We start from the raw sequence: 15813 nt of genomic DNA, 5'->3' as shown, positions 1-15813 counted from the left end.
TGTTGAGGATTTGGCTTTGCGAACTCTGCTTTTTGATCTGGATGGAACGCTGACAGACCCTTTTGTCGGCATTGTAACGAGCGTTCAATACGCGCTTAAAAAGCTTGGCCGCGACGTTCCTCCTGCTGAAGATCTTGCCTTTGTCATCGGGCCGCCCCTCACAGAAACCTATCGCCAACTTCTGAATACGGAAGATGAAGAGCTGATCCTTGAGGGGATTCGCCTTTATCGCGAGCGCTTCACCACTGTTGGGCTTTATGAAAACGTGCGTTACGATGGGATCATTGAGCTGCTGCAGGCTGCTAAGGAGCGTGGGGACCGGTTGTTCGTGTGTACGTCCAAGCCTTGGGTTTATGCGGAAAAGATTGTCGCGCATTTTGAGATGGATGGTTTTTTTGAGAAAACCTATGGCTGCGAGTTGGACATGACCCGCGGTAATAAGGTGGATCTTCTGGCTTATCTGTTGGAGCAGGAAGGTCTGGAAGCGTCTCAGTGTCTCATGATTGGCGATCGCAAACACGATATTATTGCAGCGAAAGAAAATGGTGTCCGATCCGTTGGTGTGCTCTGGGGCTACGGCTCTGAAAGTGAGCTTGCAGATTGCGGAGCTGATACCGTGGTTGCTTCGCGTGAAGAGCTTGCCGCTCACCTTGCTGACAGTCTTGTCGTCTGACCTTCTTTGTAATGAGTTGAATTGATGCCGATTTATTTCGCTTATGGCCGCTTGATGAACCCGAAGACCATGGCAAGCCGTTGCCCGCAAGCCAAAGCGCTGGGGCCAGCTTCCATGGATGGCTATCGCTTTATCGTGACGTCCGAAGGCGTTCCTTCCATGGTGAAAGCGCCGGGGAAGCGTGTTCACGGTGTTCTGTGGGATTGCCGCATCGGGGAAGTTACAATTGTGGATGGCGCAGAGGCGCTTTTCCGCAAGGGTCTGGACAAGGTCTTTCTTCCGGTTCGAAGCGGTGGGCAGAATAAGTCTGCCATTATGTATATGAGCCGCACTGTGCGGACAGGGAAACCTCACGTAAAGGCGTGGGAAGGTGTTTTAGAAGCTGCAGAACACTGGGATTTCCCCGAGACATACCGTGAGGAACTGCGCCAGTGGGATCTGCGATAGCAGCTCTCCTGGCATCAAGTTGTGAGGCAGTATTGGGGTGACAGTCCGTTCACAAACGCGTTTTCAGTTAGACTGAAAGACAACTCGCAATTTCCTGAGAATCTGTTAGAAATCAGGTCTCCCTATGATGGGAGATAATTCTCAGGGCGGGGTGTAATTCCCTACCGGTGGTGATGGGCCTTCGTGCCATAAGTCCGCGAGCGCCTTCCATATTCAGGAAGGGTCAGCAGATCCGGTGAGAACCCGGAACCGACGGTTATAGTCCGGATGAAAGAGAATGTGGGTGAGGGGTGTTTTGAAACGCACTGTTTGCTTGCGCGTCCTGATTCAATGAAACGTGGCTGTTGTTGGCCCTTTGGATCAGAAAGATTTCTTATGTTTATTCCGTTTTTATCTCGTGAATTTGAGGTGCGTGTATGAGTTCATCACGCAGTTCTACTCGTGCGTCCGCAGCTGTTGTGGGCGCAAGCTGGATGGTTTTTGCCGGTGCTGCTTTTGCTATCACCAATTCTGCCATGCAGTATCTGACGATGGTGCAGGGATTGAGTTCTACCAGTGCAACCTTCTGGCAATACCTGATCTCGCTTGTTGCTATGCTACCAGTGATCTGGCGCATTGGTGTTGACGGATTGCACACAGAACAATTGGCGCTGCATATCTTCCGCGTCTTTCTGGCAGCGCTGGGCGTTCAGTTCTGGGTGGCTGGTTTGGCGAATGGTGTGCCAATCTGGCAGGCAATTGCGCTTTTGATGACCTCTCCGTTCTTCGTGACCATTGGAGCAGCGTTGTTCTTGCGTGAGACAGCAAGCAGGCAGCGCTGGGCGGCGACAGCTGTCGGCTTTGTGGGTGGCATGATTATTCTGAGTCCTTGGGATGATGCCTTTCAGCTGGTTGCTTTCCTGCCGATTATCGCTGCTCTGCTGTGGGGTTCTTCTATTCTTTGTATGAAGAAGCTGGAAGAACGTGAGAGCCCGCAATCTGTTACGCTCTATCTTCTTCTACTGCTGACACCAGTTAATTTCGTCCTGGCTTTCTTGGCTCCAGGTGGTTTGGCAATGCCAGTTGGCATGAACATGTGGTGGTTGATTATTCTGGCGGGGCTTTTGGGGGCGATTGCGCAAGGCTCATTGGCTATGGCCTATGAGAAGGTCGATGCAGCTTATTTGCAGCCGTTTGACCATCTCAAGCTGCCGCTTAATGTGCTTTGTGGATTTCTTATTTTCGGCTGGGTACCACCGGGCAACTTGTGGCTTGGAGCTGCGCTGATCATTGGCGCATCACTCTATACTGTGCATGTGGAGCGCAAACAGAACTAATTGAAAAACCCGGTCTAATTGCCGGGCTTTTTCTTTAGGGAATAGTTAGTTGAACCAGACCGCAAATGAACCGAAGTTTCGGCCCATTGGGCGCGTTATGGTGCGCATGAAATCGCCCTCCCAAACAGGGCCTTGTTCCACATAGTCAACGGAGTTTGGTCCGGTGATGAAGAGCACAAGGTCGAAGGTCTTTGCGGTCTCGAAGAAGGTCTTCATGTTGATCCCGCCTTCAAACACCATGGATGGAATCAGAAGCTCGCCGGTCAACACCTGTTCGGAGGCTTTGACGGCTTCCAGCCAGCTGTCGATGGTCTCTTGCGTGACAGGAAGGGCTTGAAAGGGGCTGGTCTGATTGGGATTTGGCAACCATTCGTTGTCGTTATCCGTTTCTTTTTGAATGAGATCCCATGTCTCGTAGTTCAGCTGCATCACCTTCAAAAGGTTCTGGCGCGTTGCTTTGAGGCGATCAGGGTTCTGTACAGTCCAATTGATGGAATGCAGGAAGTTGATTGGGGTGGCGAAGGAGCCAAATCCGCGCTCGTTGTCTGCTTTTCCCATGTCTTCTAACTGCTGACCATAGGTGGTTGCAGATGCGCCAAAGACACTATGGAAAGTGAGGTCGTAGGTATTCTCATAGTCAAAGGTGAGTAGGAAATTGCCCATTGACATGAGTAGGTTAGAATATCCCTGTAACCATTTTGCGTCTGCCCTGTCAAAGGTTATAGGAAACGCAGTTGTATCATCCTCAAGCTGAAACGGACTTCTTCTGGAAAGGCCAGATAGGATTGCGGCAAGGTTCTCGTGAGGTTCCACGGTTCCATTGTTGTCTGCATCCAGGTTGATCTTCAAAAGGTCTACCGTGAGCTTTACTGGTTGCTCTGATATCCCGTTCAAAGTTTCATTTGCTTGTTCCAGCTGAGACACGAAGTTCTCCAGCATTTCCCTTGTCTTGTTGTAGGTAATGGGTTCTGGCGTTGGGTTTGGGGCAACCGGGATTCTGAAGACGGGGAGGATCGACCTCAGGCTTCTGTTTGGAGATGTGTTTCCGGCGCCATATTTGTATAGGTCTTGTTGAATGCCTTGGAGGGCATTGAGAAACTGCAGGGCGCCCAATGCGAGCTTTGCCTGATTGTTTTCCGGATTCTGCTTAGTGTTGCTTACAAAAGAAGCGATGCCGGTTTCATAATCAGCCATTTCTATGATCTCGTTGAACTGACTGGTGAAATTGATCTGAGCAAAGCTCTGAGCTGGTAGAAAAATCATGACTGCGGAGAATGAAAGAGCAGTCAGGCGGGATTTGAGAAAATTCATAAAGTCTCTCCTAAAGGGCTACCTATTAGATATAGGAGTTGATGTTTTTTTTATGGCTTGCAATCTAAGGCTGTGGCGAGACTGGGCTGTGTTGCCAACTTCGTCCTCTGAATCGAGAAAAGTTTTATCTGTGAAGCCTTTAAGCGCACCGGGAGATACCAATGAAAACCAAACACTTTTCCATTACGGGATTGGTGCAGGGTGTTGGATATCGTGCGTGGCTTTATAAAAAAGCCGGAATGCTCGGTGTTTCCGGCTGGTGCAAGAACAATGCTGATGGATCAGTGGAGGCAGTTGTCACCGGTGATCCGGAAAAAGTGGATGCCCTGTTGATGGCTGTTCAGCAGGGGCCCGTCGGGGCACAAGTTGAAGCGGTGACACTGCTGGCGGATGCCCCTGACGAGAAGGGGTCTTTCCGCATTGAATACTAGTTATCCACTCTCAGGCTTTTAAACGAGGCCGGACGGACCAAAGGTTTCTGTGGCTCCGAAGATCTCTTCGAATTGCTCTCGCAAGATGATATCCACCTCTGGCATTGTGAGTGGAAGACCGAGATCCACAAAGCTGGTGACACCATGTTTTTGCACGCCGCAGGGGACAATGCCGGTGAAGTGCTCCAGGTCCGGGTCTACATTCAGTGAGATACCGTGGAAGGTTACCCACTTGCGCAGGCGAATGCCGATGGCGGCAATCTTGTCTTCTACGTCTTTGCCTTTTTTAGGACGTTGAACCCAGACACCAACGCGATCTTCCCGTCTTTCTCCGCGGACGTGATGCTGCCACAGGGTGTCGATGAGCCATTTTTCCAAGGCTGCGACGAAGGCGCGGACGTCTTGCTGACGGCGCTTCAAATCGAGCATAACATAAGCAACACGTTGTCCCGGACCGTGATAAGTATACTGCCCTCCGCGACCTGTTTCATAAACCGGGAAGCGGTCTTTGGCGATCAGGTCGACTGGATCGGCGCTTGTGCCTGCTGTGTAGAGGGGCGGATGTTCCAAAAGCCAGACGCGTTCGTTGGCTTCGCCAGCTGCGATTGCGGCAACGCGGTCTTCCATTTCCTTCTGGGCAACTTCGTAAGGTACAAGATCATCGTCGATCACCCACTCAACAGGGGGAGATCCCTCTAAGGGGAAGAAGTCTGTTTTAAGGGTTTGACGATCGGCCATGTTGTTATCCCAAAATGATCTGCGGATTTCGGTTAGTTGGTTTGCCCTAATGAGATGTAAGCGTCTACACTAAAAATAACAGGGCACCAACTCACAGAGACGAGACAGGTGCATTTTATTCCCTCAGATGGAGGCAGACAGAGATGAACAGGTTTGATGATATCTCCGTCGACATATCAGTGGTGCTGGGCAAATCTGAAATGCCAGTGCACCAGTTGTTGCGCATGGGACGAGGTGCGGTGATTGAGCTGGACACCCATGAAGCTGATGATGTTACGATTTTGGCAAACAGTACACCAGTTGCTGAAGGGCAGGTGACTGTGGTTGGCGATAAAGTTGGCATTGTCATCACAAAGGTATTGCAGCGCGCTGTGGATATGCGACCTGTAAACATGGAAGATCGCATCTAAAATATCTGGTGCAGTGGATAAGTGCCCGTCTAAAAGAGGTTTTTTCGATTTTTTTCCTCTGCGCTGTGAATTTTTGAAAAAGGGTACTTGCGCAGGTTCGAGGGGTTGGCTATATCACCGCTCACCAGCTGACGGGGCGAGGCCAACGAGCCAAACAAACCGGAAGCAAGCCAAGGTTTTGCGGCCGTGGCGGAATTGGTAGACGCGCAGCGTTGAGGTCGCTGTGGGGTAACACCCGTGGAAGTTCGAGTCTTCTCGGCCGCACCAAAAGCCCCGAGCTCTTTATGAGCCGGGGTTTTTTGCTATCTAAGCCTCTGTTTTTTCTCAGCATAAAATTTGCATATGCCATTCCCTAAAAAGGGGAGTGTCGCTGGTTTGCGTTGCTTTGTGATTTTTTGCGCGAATTTGCGTTATTTACGTTTTTGATGCGTTCGTTGGTTGAGCGTGCGTTCTCAACCTGAGTGCGGTCGCTCAAACAGAATGTGTTTTGATGTAAATCGTGAATTCTTCGTAAAAGGATTGCACGGTCTGCGCAGGTCGCTATAAACACAAAACTGTGCATAGGGACGATGGTTCCACGTGCATTTCAATTTTCAGCAATCTCGAAGGACGATGCTCACGCCAAGCATTTGACTCTGGAACGCGTCGCGGTCATTTACATTCACGCACCGCATTCTAGCATCTTTGGTGGAGCGAATTCTTGTCGTTTGATTAAATCTACTCAAACGGAACGCGCTCTAACGTGTGGAGGTCACATGACCCAATCGGAAAATCCCGGTGCGCTTCATGCCGCGCCCCCTCCACCACATGTCAGAGATGCAAGCGGACACCTTGATACCGGCTTTGTTGCGCACGTTGAAGCAGCCCTTGATACACGGGATGCAGCTGTTGTGCGTGAGCTGGCGGGTAATCTGCATGATGCGGATATGGGTGACTTGCTGGAGATGCTGCGCGAGGATGATCGCGTTCTCCTGATTCAGCTGCTGGGTGAAGAATTCGACTTTGCCGCTTTGACCGAAACCGAAGAGTCTGTGCGTGCGCAGGTTCTGGAGGCATTGCCGGATGGGGATGTTGCTGAGGGGATTGGCGAGCTTGAATCCGATGATGCTGTTTATCTGCTTGAAGACATGGAGCAGGAAGAGCAGGAGAAGATCCTTGCTCAGTTGCCCAATGTGGATCAGGTCCAGATTAAACGTGCGCTGGAGTTTCCCGAGGATACTGCTGGACGTATTGTTCAGACTGATTTTATTGCCGTGCCGCCGTTCTGGACTGTAGGGCAGGTGATTGACCATCTGCGCAGCTCCAAAGATCTGCCGGACAGCTTCTATGAGCTTTACGTGGTTGACCCCGGCTTCCATCTTTTGGGTGCTGTGGCGCTGGACCGGTTGTTGCGCACGAAGCGATCAAAAAAGATCTCCAAGATCATGGAGGAAACCCGTCATTCTGTTCTGGTCACCGATGATCAGGAAGATGTGGCGCGTTTGTTTGAACGCTATAACCTTGTTTCTGTGGCGGTGACTGACGTCTCCGAGCGTCTGGTCGGTATTGTGACCGTTGATGACATTGTTGACGTCATTCAGGAAGAGGCTGAGGAAGACATGCTGGCGATGGCTGGTGTGGGGGATGAGGAGATCTCAGACAGTGTGCTTGAGATTGCCAAGTCCCGTTTCTCCTGGTTGTCGGTGAATGTGTTTACCGCAATCTTTGCCGCTTTTGTCATATCGCTCTTCACGGCCACGATTGAGCGCATGGTGGCTTTGGCTGTGTTGATGCCGATTGTGGCGTCCATGGGCGGAAACTCCGGTACGCAGACCATGGCGGTGACGGTGCGCGCAATTGCGACCCAGGAATTGAACCGGCGTAACATTCTACGCGTTTTGCGACGTGAGCTGTTGGTGGGCCTTATCAACGGTGTCGGCCTCGGATTCCTGATTGGTGCTATCGCGGGGGGATGGTTCCTCAACCCAGAACTTGGGGTGGTTATTGGCAGCGCAATTCTGATTAACTCAATCTGCGCTGGTCTGTTTGGATTGCTGGTTCCTATGGGCTTAGAGAAAATTGGAGCGGATCCTGCCATTGCTTCTTCAGTTTTTGTGACCACCATAACGGACGTTGTTGGCTTCTTTACATTTTTGTTCCTGGCTGCGTGGTGGTTCGGTCTGCCATACTAGCCAATCAGGAGGTTAGGAATGGACGCCCCAGGTATTAATGGAATTGTCGAAACTGCCGTTTACGTTGATGATTTTGCCAGTGCGCATGATTTTTATGGTGAGTTTTTGGGGTTGAGGCGGGTTGTTGAAGGCGAGCGCATGCATGGGTATGACGTTGGCCCCAATCAGATGCTTCTGGTCTTCAGGCGCGGTGTGTGCCGTGAGGATGTTGAAAGCCCTTATGGCATGGTGCCGGGGCACAGCACTGACGGACCTTCTCATTTTGCATTTGCGATCTCCAGAAGTGCGCTGATCGAGTGGCGTGAATATCTTGTAGAGAAAAAAGTCGCGCTCAGCAGTGAGGTGCGTTGGCCTCAAGGCGGTGTGAGCCTGTTTTTCCATGACCCGTTTGGCAATGTGGTGGAACTGGCAACACCGGGACTGTGGCCCAACTATCAGGATTAGAGCACGTCTCGCGTTTTGTGATGTAACCTCCTTTTGTGGTTCTAGTCTCAGGATTGGCAGATGACTCCCAGTCTTCAAGTTTGCAGAACTTTCCTCTAGCGAGACTTCTCAGTAAGCAATTGCTGCAAAGACCGAAAACCTAAGATCATCGCCGGATGAACTCCGATGTGAGCATGTGGTGGTGGGATCGCTCACATCTGTAAAGTCACGATAATGGGCCTGCTCGCGGTCTTACAAACCCGGCTAACTTGCTCTGATATATGTATAATGACAGATGTGGCGCGGTTAGCTTCAGGTAAGATTACACTCATAGATTGTAGTTCTAATTTTTGTATACTTGGAGTGCAGAGTATGGCTAATAACGCACCAGTTACTTTCCCTTATGAATTTACCAGACACGAAAACCAACCAAGTGTGTGGCGCGCGATCTTTCATGATCAGGATTGGGGTGATACGCACACGACCTCGCTCAACACGGAAGGTCTGAAAGGGACGTTGACGTTGACCGACCAAGGTTTGTTTGATGTTTTTTTATACGATCCCGGCACGGAGTTTGATTACCTCGCGGAGGGTGAAACAGCCACCACCAGCTTCACCTACACAATCACCGACCAACATGGGGCAAGCGGCACCTCTACTGTAAGTATCACTATTACCGGCAAAAATGACGGACCGGTGGCGTCCTCCGTGTATGCAGGTACCGTTGAAGATGGTGCTGTTGTCATCTCACCTCATTTTAGCGATGCTGATACCAATGACAGCCATACTATTACCGTTGAGACGGACGGTACACTTGGCACTGTGACTGTCAATGAGGATGGCAACTTTACCTATGATCCAAACGGACAGTTTGATGATCTGGATCAGGGTGAGTTTAGTTTCGATAGTTTCACCTATACGATCACCGATGAATCTGGGGCGACCTCTACAGAAACAGTTAATGTGACCGTGAATGGTAGGGGCGAAGCAGTCACCACACAGGGAGAAAGCACAGCCTCTGATGGTGCATTGCGGGATAGTTTTGACACCTCGCTTATCGCTGAGGGTGTTACCCATTCCAATCTATATGAGGACGATTTTGCCTTTGTGTAAGGCATTGATGTGAAGCTAAAACAAACTAGCCCCGACGGATCACTTCGTGGGGCTTTTTATTGTCGGAAGTTGTGCTTTCTTGTTCCCCTATATGTTCACTGGGATATGCTAGGCCTTATTGAGAGATATTTTGAGTGTTGAGAGAGGGAGCCATTGGGTATGACATCGCGCGGCGGACTGGATTTGCAAGAACTTCTCGCTTCCATGGAAGCTTCTCTTTCTGAAGAGAGCTTCGTGTTTTGCTGCTTTCCCAATGGCAGTGTTGGGGGTTTGGCTGAGCACTCACCGCTCGGGTTGTTCTGGGAGAACGAGGGCCTGACAGCCATTCTATCTATTGAAAATGCAGGCAAGGCTGGTGTTGATACTGAGCCGTGCTTTCGGCGGATTTCGCTTGCGGTTCATAGTTCGCTTGAAGCGGTGGGACTTACGGCAGCTCTTTCCAGCGCGTTGGCAGATGTGGGCATTTCTGCCAATGTTGTGGCTGCGTATTATCACGACCACATCTTTGTACCAGAAGAAAAGGCTGAGGAGGCACTGGTCGCTTTGACGGAGCTAAGTCGCTCTGCAAAAGCTGCATTAAGCTAAGGCGCCAACTGTTGGCGGGGAGGTGACGGTGTGCTGTCCTTTAAGAAGGCATTCAAAGGTGTGGGGGGAGACGGCAGGAGAATACAGGTATCCCTGATACTCATGGCACTGCAGTTTCTGGATTTGGCGAAGCTGCTCTCGTGTCTCGATGCCTTCTGCCACCAGTGTCAGGTTTAGCAGGCGGCCCATCTGCACAATCATTTGCACAATTGGCCAGCGTTTGGTGTCTGCGATGAAGGATCGGTCGATCTTGAGCGCTGTGACTGGATACCGCTGGAGATAGCCCAGGTTTGAGTAACCGGTTCCAAAATCATCAATTTCCAGCGTAAAGCCCAGATCTCGGAGTGCGTTGAGTTCTTTTAGCGTTTCATTGGCATCACTGAGAAGAGCGCTTTCGGTGATCTCAAGGCGAATTGAGCTGGCTGAGGCGCCCGTCTCAAGAAGTATGCGGTGCAGGCGCTGGGATATGCGTCCGCGCCGGAACTGAGCCGGAGACAGGTTGATTGAGATGGCGATGTTGTGACCGGCCAGCGCCCATTGCTTTTGCTGGAGCATGGCTTCGCGGGCGACCCAGTCTCCGATCTCATCAATCATGCCTGCTTCTTCAGCGATCTCAATGAAACTTGCGGCAGAGACGAGACCGCGTGTTGGATGATGCCAGCGCAGCAGGCCTTCTGCTCCAACAATGCGGTTGGTCGCAATGCAGACTCGCGGTTGGTAATGGACGGCGAGCTCGTGATTGCGCAGGGCCTGACGCAGGGCGGTTTCCAGACTGACCCGCTCTTCCGCTTCGCGGGACATGGATACATCAAAGAAGCAGATGCGGTCGCGGCCCAGATCCTTTGCCTTATACATGGCAAGGTCGGCTTTACGCATGAGCGTGTCCAGATCAACGCCGTGTTCGGGATAGGTGCACACGCCAATGGATGGGGTCACCTGCAGCATATGTCCGCGCACTTTGCAGGGCTTGGACAGGGCGGTTCTGATTTCGCGGCTGATGTCGTCGAGCAGGTCGTAATCTGCGAAGTTGGCAATGAGGACCACGAACTCATCCCCTCCGAGACGCGCTACAAAACCTATGCCTTCGACAACCTCTTTGAGGCGCTTGGCGATGACGACGAGCAGGTCGTCGCCGACCAGATGGCCGAGGGTGTCGTTGATTGTTTTAAAGCGGTCAAGATCAATGAAGATGAGTGCACCCGGATTGCCGGTGATGCGGGTTTCATCCAGATAGCGTTCTGCTTCAATCTCAAGAAAGGATCTGTTGGCCAATCCTGTCAGGGTGTCGTGGTGAGCCAGATAGCGGACTTCATGTTCTGCTTTCAGGCGTTTGGTGACATCTGTGGCGCTGAGCAGGATGGCCCGGGAGCCGGAATAAGGATCGTATCCACTGCGGGCGTTGAGGTCGAACCAGCGTTCTCCCTGAGAGGAGTGCATGAGTGCGACGAGATTCGCTCGGCCCGTTTTGCGCAGTTCATCCAGCAGCGCATCAAAATCGCGGCGATTGCACATGCGGTTGATCAGGTCTTCGCAGCCATCTGGGCGGTTGAGGCGGCTTGCGGGGTTTTCAAAGATGAGTTTGCCGTTCTCATCAAACATGCTGATCATGGACGTGGTGTAAAGCAGCACCTGTGCGCTGCGGACTTGCTCAGGCTCGTTGCCAACCTCTGAAATGACCTGCACCAAAAGCGCTGGGTTTCCTGTGATCAATGGTTGCGGGGAGATGGAGCAATACACAGAGACCGGCTGGGAGTTTGGAATTACGGTGATGCACTCTGTAATGCGGCCTTCTTCCGTGACCCGGCTCAGATAGGAATGAAGCTGGCGCTGATAGGAGAGGTCATCGAACGGCGCAGGCAGGTCCATTCGGAAGGTTCCGGAGGCGTCTATACAATCGCGCAGGCTGAGGCCCAGGAAGGACAAGCCCGCAGAATTTGCCCAGACAAGCTTGGTCTGGCTGACATCAACAATGTACATGGGAACGTCCACGCGCGCAAAAGCCCGTTGGTCTTCCGCCGGGACAGGCGAATGATATTGGACGTTGGAATCCAGCGTTTCAGTATAAACAGTCAAACCCGAAAATCCCTTTGTGCTGTGTCCAAGGACTAGACACCATCCCCTGCATGTCTATATCAGCTATAGGTAGATCGTTATTTTTACCGATTATGTGAGTTGCAAGGTTATTAAAACGTTATTCCTTTGCCTTTAAGTTGGAACAAAGGAACTGAAAATGTGCATAATGCATTGATTTTAAGTGGAGAAACGGCGGCTTTCCGAAAAGCCTATCAAAAGTGAGGGGAGAACGCCCTCTTTTTCCTAGGGAATTTCTGTTAGGCTATGACTTTGCGTGTTTGCGGTCTGCCGCAGTATCTTTTAGTTATGTTTGATCACAGTCTGCCGCGTGGGGCGGTAGCTAATATAAGGGAGCATGTCATTCGCATGACGGACATTTGTGCTTCGACGTCAGTTCGCCTCGAAGGTGATGAAGACGCGCCAAAGAATCCTGACAAGTCCATCCCGGTGGACAAGCATCTTTTTGATGCGCGTACAGTGCTGATTACAGGACCTGTGACTCAAGAGATGGCTCAGGAAGTCTGTTCCCGTCTGCTTGCGCTTTCCCAGGTTAGCAGTGACCCGATTACCGTTATTGTTTCTTCTCCGGGTGGACACGTTGAGTCCGGTGATATGATCCATGACATGATCAGGTTCATTCAACCGGAAGTTCGTATTCTTGGTATGGGTTGGGTCGCGAGCGCTGGTGCTCTGATTTATGTGTCAGTGCCTAGAGAACGTCGTTCCTGCACTAAGAACACACGTTTCCTGCTTCACCAACCATCTGGTGGTGCCGGCGGTATGGCAACTGACATCGAAATTCAGGCCAAAGAAATTTTGAAGATGCGTGATCGTTTGAACCAGATCTTTGCGGATGCAACTGGTCAGCCGATTGAGCGCATTGAAAAAGACACCGACCGTGATTACTGGATGAGCCCGGAAGAGGGCATCGAGTACGGTCTTGTTGGTAAAGTCATCAACAACGTCTCCGAGCTTGGCTAGTACCTTGCTTGCTGGAATTTGAAAAAGGCAGCCGTTTGGCTGCCTTTTTTGCTGCCCGGGTCAGGATGAGTGACGAGCAAGTTCGCTCTCCTTATATAAAGAGGCGATGCGTTATGGGATGTGCTTCTACCGCTGCCAGTTTCGGGAGGCTTGGAGCCATTGGGTGGTGCGGTGTTCCGGGTTGGGGGCGCTGATGACGTCGGAGATGGTGGCGATGGAATCGGCGCCGCTTTCGAAGACTTCGGCAGCGCGGTCCAGTGTGATGCCGCCGATGGCGACCAGATGTTTACTTGTGCGCGCCCGCCATCTTTTGAGTGTTTCGAGACCCTGAGGTTGCCAGTGCATTTCTTTTGTTGCGCTATTGTAAATTGGACCAAGGGCCACATATTCAGGATCTAGTGCCAGAGCTGTGTCCAGCTCGGCTTCATCATGGGTGGAAACACCGTAGTAGATTCCTGCGGAACGGAGTGCGCGGAAATCGGCGGTTTTCAGGTCTTCCTGTCCTAAATGCACATAGCCCACGTTTGCGTCGTAGGCGGCTTGCCAGTGATCGTTGACGATAAGCACTGCGCCGGCTTTGTCGCAAAGCTGTTTTGCTTCCCGGACCTGCGATCGGATTTCATCCTCTGATTTATCTTTGATGCGGAGCTGGAGACATTTGACGCCAAGAGGAAGGATACGTGGCAGCCACTGGGTGCCATCGATGATCAGATAAAAGCGATCTAACATTGCTGGGTTTCTCGGTTAAGGGCGCTGTGATTGGATGGACAATCACCAGATGCGTGCTGCGTTCATATTTTTGGGCAAAAATAGGAGTTGATCAGGTTGTTGGCTACAAATTTCTAAAATTTGAAGCATTTACACGTTGTGCGTGTGTTGAATTGTGGAGAAAGTCTAGCAAAAAAGGCGAGAGTTTCTTGAAGGGATTCCTGTAAATGTCTGAGTTGAAAAGTAAATGATAAGAAATATTGGAACTTTTACCGTGTTTGCTTGCGAGTGTGGTGATTTTACGTGGTCTTCTTCTCCGCTCGTCTCTGGGGTGTAAATGTCTAGTAGTGAGTCTTTTTCCCTCTGCGATTTAATGGAATGGCTGTCCAAGGACGCAAAAATGTTGGGGCGTCCCTGTCGTATCTTCGCGGCATTGGGCGAACACTTGCAGAATATTGGTGTGGAGGTGGACCGGATCTCTACGGGTATCGCTATTCTGGATCCGAACTATCATGGTGAGGGGCTTATCTGGGAGCGGGGCGTTGGTCCGCGTGTGCGATATTTCCAGCACACACCTGAGATGAGTGAATCCTACAATCAAAGCCTTTGGAAACGGTCCACTGAAGCCGGGCATATGATCCGGCATAAGTTTGGACATCATGATGAGTATGACCGGCTCAAGGTTATTCAGGAGCTTAAAGAGCAAGGGTATACGGATTACGTTGCACTCCCCATGGTGTTCTCGGATGGTGAAGTCCATGGGCTGGCTTTTGCCTCGCGGGCGGCTGATGGTTTCAAGGATGAGTTTATCAGCGTGTTTGAGCAGATCACTGCTCCTCTGGCGCTGATTTGTGAGCTGTTTAATTCCCGGCAGGCCTCTGAGAACATTCTCAATACCTATCTTGGAACACGTGCCGGACGGCGGGTGATGAATGGTGAGATCCGGCGGGGAGATGGGGAGCATATTAACGCGATTGTAGCGTTTTGCGATATTCGCAACTTCACCGGGTTTTCAAATTACCTGCCAGACAAAGCCTTGTTGCAGCTGCTTAACGAGTATTTCGGCATTGTTACGTCGCGGGTTGAGCAACATGGCGGCGAGATCCTGAAGTTTATCGGTGATGAAGTTCTGGCGGTGTTTCCCTATACGGATGATCAAAGCGCCAGAATAGCGGCGTTTGAAGCCATGTCGGCACTGCGCGAAAGCATGGCGGACCTGACGATTGCGAATGCGCGAGGGTTTCCTGATTTGCCTGCCATCCATGTTGGTATGGGCGTGCATTCAGGTCGCGTGTTCTTTGGCAATGTTGGTGGGCAGCGGCGACTGGACTTTACGGTTGTTGGACCTGTGGTGAATGAGGCCGCACGGATTGCTGACCTTTCAAAACGCCTCAATCAGGAAATGCTGATTTCGCAGTCAGTTGCAGAAGTTCTCAGCTGTTGTGAGGATACCTATGTGGGGACATACCCTCTCAAGGGCTTCCCCACACCGGTGAAGGTTTATCAAGCGCCGGAATTAACGAGGTCTTGTGTATTTGGACCCGGCAATACGGCTTTTCTCGCTTTTGAGAAGAACTGACGGCGCAGCAGCACCAATGTCACCATCAGGGTCGTTCCGATGAACACGAACGGCCCTGCATACCATCCCAGATAACCTACCGCGAAGAAGAGCGCTTGCTGGCCGCTGCTGAAATGGCGGCCCGCAAGGGTTGCCAGCCGTGCTGCGCGTAGGGATGCTTCAACAGCCTCTTCATTGTCTTCATGACAATCATCCGGGATAGAGCCCATGACGATGGTTGTGTAGTTGAACAAGCGGTAAGCCCAGCCGAATTTAAAAAACGCGTACGCCAGAATGATCATCAAACCGAAGGTCTTGGCTTCATTTTGTATTGGGTCATCCAAAAATGGCAGATCGAGCGTGCGGGCGAGGGCGGTGACCTCATCCATCGCGCTGAGCAGTGTGACTGTGCCGCCGATGGCCAGAAGGGAGGCAGAGGCGAAAAATGCGGTGCCTTGCTGCAGGCCGGACGCGATGTTGGTGTCAGCAATGCGGACCTCTCGTTTGAGCATTGCGCGCATCCAGCGGTAACGGTGTGCGTCCATGGCGTGAGAGAGCGTGTTTTTGGACCAGGGGCTTCGATAGGCCAACCAGCTGTACAAGCCCCATGAGGAGACGAAGACGAGGATGGCAATGAAGTTGGAAAACGGGATCTGAAGCATTGGTCTTTCTGTTTTTAAGCCTGAGTCCGGACATGAGCCCGTCTTGATGCAAACGGGCAGTCTTATGTTTGGCATGATTTGCGGAGAGGGGCTAGAGGGCGCGCATGATATGCGGCTGTGTGAGCCCGGCAAAATTGCGAGAAAACAGACTCAGGATGGTCAAAAAATGGAGTTTGAGTTGTCCTATAGGGTAGCCAATTCTCAATTAAGTCG

Annotated in this window: 16 protein-coding genes, 1 tRNA gene and 1 riboswitch; of the genes, 12 read left to right on the top strand and 5 right to left on the bottom strand. The window is 51.4% G+C overall.

Features of this window, described 5'->3' with window-relative positions; translation table 11 throughout:
• Positions 1-16 precede the first annotated feature (16 nt).
• The 3 genes from PsAD13_RS20020 to PsAD13_RS20010 all read left to right on the top strand — a co-directional run bounded on the left by PsAD13_RS20020 (position 17) and on the right by PsAD13_RS20010 (position 2436).
• Positions 17-673 (top strand): HAD hydrolase-like protein, encoded by a 657-nt coding sequence (locus PsAD13_RS20020; protein ID WP_063319284.1) that lies wholly within the window; start codon positions 17-19, stop codon positions 671-673.
• Between the two features lie 24 nt (positions 674-697).
• Positions 698-1120 carry a gamma-glutamylcyclotransferase family protein gene (locus tag PsAD13_RS20015; protein WP_057463400.1) on the top strand — a complete coding sequence of 141 codons (423 nt, stop codon included), beginning with the start codon at positions 698-700 and terminating at the stop codon, positions 1118-1120.
• A 133-nt stretch (positions 1121-1253) separates the two neighbouring features.
• Positions 1254-1403: riboswitch (FMN riboswitch) on the top strand.
• A gap of 133 nt (positions 1404-1536) precedes the next feature.
• The gene (locus tag PsAD13_RS20010) at positions 1537-2436 is read left to right on the top strand and encodes a DMT family transporter (protein WP_057463399.1); all 900 of its coding nucleotides are present in this window, start codon (positions 1537-1539) and stop codon (positions 2434-2436) included.
• Positions 2437-2481: 45 nt separating this feature from the next.
• On the opposite strand, the gene PsAD13_RS20005 is transcribed toward PsAD13_RS20010, so the two are convergent.
• Positions 2482-3747: a hypothetical protein gene (locus tag PsAD13_RS20005; protein ID WP_057463398.1), complete on the bottom strand. Its 1266-nt coding sequence runs from the start codon at positions 3745-3747 to the stop codon at positions 2482-2484.
• A 161-nt stretch (positions 3748-3908) separates the two neighbouring features.
• On the opposite strand from PsAD13_RS20005, the gene PsAD13_RS20000 reads away from it, so the two are divergent.
• A complete protein-coding gene (locus tag PsAD13_RS20000; RefSeq protein WP_057463397.1) occupies positions 3909-4178 on the top strand; it encodes an acylphosphatase in 270 nt (89 codons plus the stop codon).
• Positions 4179-4196: 18 nt separating this feature from the next.
• Here the strand turns inward: PsAD13_RS20000 and lipB are convergent, their stop codons facing one another.
• On the bottom strand, positions 4197-4916 hold the full coding sequence (lipB, locus tag PsAD13_RS19995; RefSeq protein WP_063319283.1) for a lipoyl(octanoyl) transferase LipB: 720 nt from the start codon (positions 4914-4916) through the stop codon (positions 4197-4199).
• A gap of 143 nt (positions 4917-5059) precedes the next feature.
• On the opposite strand from lipB, the gene PsAD13_RS19990 reads away from it, so the two are divergent.
• The 6 genes from PsAD13_RS19990 (at position 5060) to PsAD13_RS19965 (ending at position 9618) form a co-directional block, all read left to right on the top strand.
• A complete protein-coding gene (locus PsAD13_RS19990) occupies positions 5060-5326 on the top strand; it encodes a FliM/FliN family flagellar motor switch protein (protein WP_063289457.1) in 267 nt (88 codons plus the stop codon).
• Positions 5327-5506: 180 nt separating this feature from the next.
• Positions 5507-5593, top strand: a tRNA-Leu gene (locus tag PsAD13_RS19985).
• A 488-nt stretch (positions 5594-6081) separates the two neighbouring features.
• The gene (gene mgtE / locus PsAD13_RS19980) at positions 6082-7497 is read left to right on the top strand and encodes a magnesium transporter (RefSeq protein WP_063319282.1); all 1416 of its coding nucleotides are present in this window, start codon (positions 6082-6084) and stop codon (positions 7495-7497) included.
• A gap of 18 nt (positions 7498-7515) precedes the next feature.
• Positions 7516-7941, top strand: a complete 426-nt coding sequence (locus PsAD13_RS19975; protein WP_063319281.1) for a VOC family protein — start codon at positions 7516-7518, stop codon at positions 7939-7941.
• A gap of 351 nt (positions 7942-8292) precedes the next feature.
• Positions 8293-9033, top strand: coding sequence for a VCBS domain-containing protein (locus PsAD13_RS19970; protein WP_063319280.1), 741 nt, complete (start codon positions 8293-8295; stop codon positions 9031-9033).
• Positions 9034-9192: 159 nt separating this feature from the next.
• Complete coding sequence (locus tag PsAD13_RS19965; protein WP_063319279.1) at positions 9193-9618, top strand: ACT domain-containing protein; 426 nt, start codon at positions 9193-9195, stop codon at positions 9616-9618.
• On the opposite strand, the gene PsAD13_RS19960 is transcribed toward PsAD13_RS19965, so the two are convergent.
• The gene (locus PsAD13_RS19960; protein ID WP_208980804.1) at positions 9610-11691 is read right to left on the bottom strand and encodes an EAL domain-containing protein; all 2082 of its coding nucleotides are present in this window, start codon (positions 11689-11691) and stop codon (positions 9610-9612) included. The genes PsAD13_RS19965 and PsAD13_RS19960 overlap by 9 nt on opposite strands.
• A 366-nt stretch (positions 11692-12057) precedes the next feature.
• On the opposite strand from PsAD13_RS19960, the gene PsAD13_RS19955 reads away from it, so the two are divergent.
• Positions 12058-12672, top strand: coding sequence for an ATP-dependent Clp protease proteolytic subunit (locus tag PsAD13_RS19955; RefSeq protein ID WP_063297898.1), 615 nt, complete (start codon positions 12058-12060; stop codon positions 12670-12672).
• A 126-nt stretch (positions 12673-12798) separates the two neighbouring features.
• Here the strand turns inward: PsAD13_RS19955 and PsAD13_RS19950 are convergent, their stop codons facing one another.
• Positions 12799-13401, bottom strand: coding sequence for a thiamine phosphate synthase (locus tag PsAD13_RS19950; RefSeq protein ID WP_063319278.1), 603 nt, complete (start codon positions 13399-13401; stop codon positions 12799-12801).
• Between the two features lie 379 nt (positions 13402-13780).
• On the opposite strand from PsAD13_RS19950, the gene PsAD13_RS19945 reads away from it, so the two are divergent.
• Positions 13781-14959, top strand: a complete 1179-nt coding sequence (locus tag PsAD13_RS19945; protein WP_193777080.1) for an adenylate/guanylate cyclase domain-containing protein — start codon at positions 13781-13783, stop codon at positions 14957-14959.
• Here the strand turns inward: PsAD13_RS19945 and PsAD13_RS19940 are convergent.
• Complete coding sequence (locus tag PsAD13_RS19940) at positions 14884-15600, bottom strand: DUF599 family protein (protein ID WP_057463387.1); 717 nt, start codon at positions 15598-15600, stop codon at positions 14884-14886. The genes PsAD13_RS19945 and PsAD13_RS19940 overlap by 76 nt on opposite strands.
• Positions 15601-15813 lie beyond the last annotated feature (213 nt).

This window comes from Pseudovibrio sp. Ad13 (genome assembly GCF_001623225.1).
Lineage (GTDB): Bacteria > Pseudomonadota > Alphaproteobacteria > Rhizobiales > Stappiaceae > Pseudovibrio.
Note: the sequence above shows the minus strand (reverse complement) of the source record. Positions and strands in the feature narration are given on the sequence as shown.

Bases quoted from the DNA above. Each gene is read 5' to 3' on its own strand.
- PsAD13_RS20015 (WP_057463400.1), top strand. From the start codon at position 698: ATGCCGATTTATTTCGCTTATGGCCGCTTGATGAACCCGAAGACCATG.
- PsAD13_RS20010 (WP_057463399.1), top strand. From the start codon at position 1,537: ATGAGTTCATCACGCAGTTCTACTCGTGCGTCCGCAGCTGTTGTGGGC.
- PsAD13_RS20005 (WP_057463398.1), bottom strand. From the start codon at position 3,747: ATGAATTTTCTCAAATCCCGCCTGACTGCTCTTTCATTCTCCGCAGTC.
- PsAD13_RS20000 (WP_057463397.1), top strand. From the start codon at position 3,909: ATGAAAACCAAACACTTTTCCATTACGGGATTGGTGCAGGGTGTTGGA.
- lipB (WP_063319283.1), bottom strand. From the start codon at position 4,916: ATGGCCGATCGTCAAACCCTTAAAACAGACTTCTTCCCCTTAGAGGGA.
- PsAD13_RS19990 (WP_063289457.1), top strand. From the start codon at position 5,060: ATGAACAGGTTTGATGATATCTCCGTCGACATATCAGTGGTGCTGGGC.
- mgtE (WP_063319282.1), top strand. From the start codon at position 6,082: ATGACCCAATCGGAAAATCCCGGTGCGCTTCATGCCGCGCCCCCTCCA.
- PsAD13_RS19975 (WP_063319281.1), top strand. From the start codon at position 7,516: ATGGACGCCCCAGGTATTAATGGAATTGTCGAAACTGCCGTTTACGTT.
- PsAD13_RS19970 (WP_063319280.1), top strand. From the start codon at position 8,293: ATGGCTAATAACGCACCAGTTACTTTCCCTTATGAATTTACCAGACAC.
- PsAD13_RS19965 (WP_063319279.1), top strand. From the start codon at position 9,193: ATGACATCGCGCGGCGGACTGGATTTGCAAGAACTTCTCGCTTCCATG.
- PsAD13_RS19955 (WP_063297898.1), top strand. From the start codon at position 12,058: ATGACGGACATTTGTGCTTCGACGTCAGTTCGCCTCGAAGGTGATGAA.
- PsAD13_RS19950 (WP_063319278.1), bottom strand. From the start codon at position 13,401: ATGTTAGATCGCTTTTATCTGATCATCGATGGCACCCAGTGGCTGCCA.
- PsAD13_RS19945 (WP_193777080.1), top strand. From the start codon at position 13,781: ATGTTGGGGCGTCCCTGTCGTATCTTCGCGGCATTGGGCGAACACTTG.
- PsAD13_RS19940 (WP_057463387.1), bottom strand. From the start codon at position 15,600: ATGCTTCAGATCCCGTTTTCCAACTTCATTGCCATCCTCGTCTTCGTC.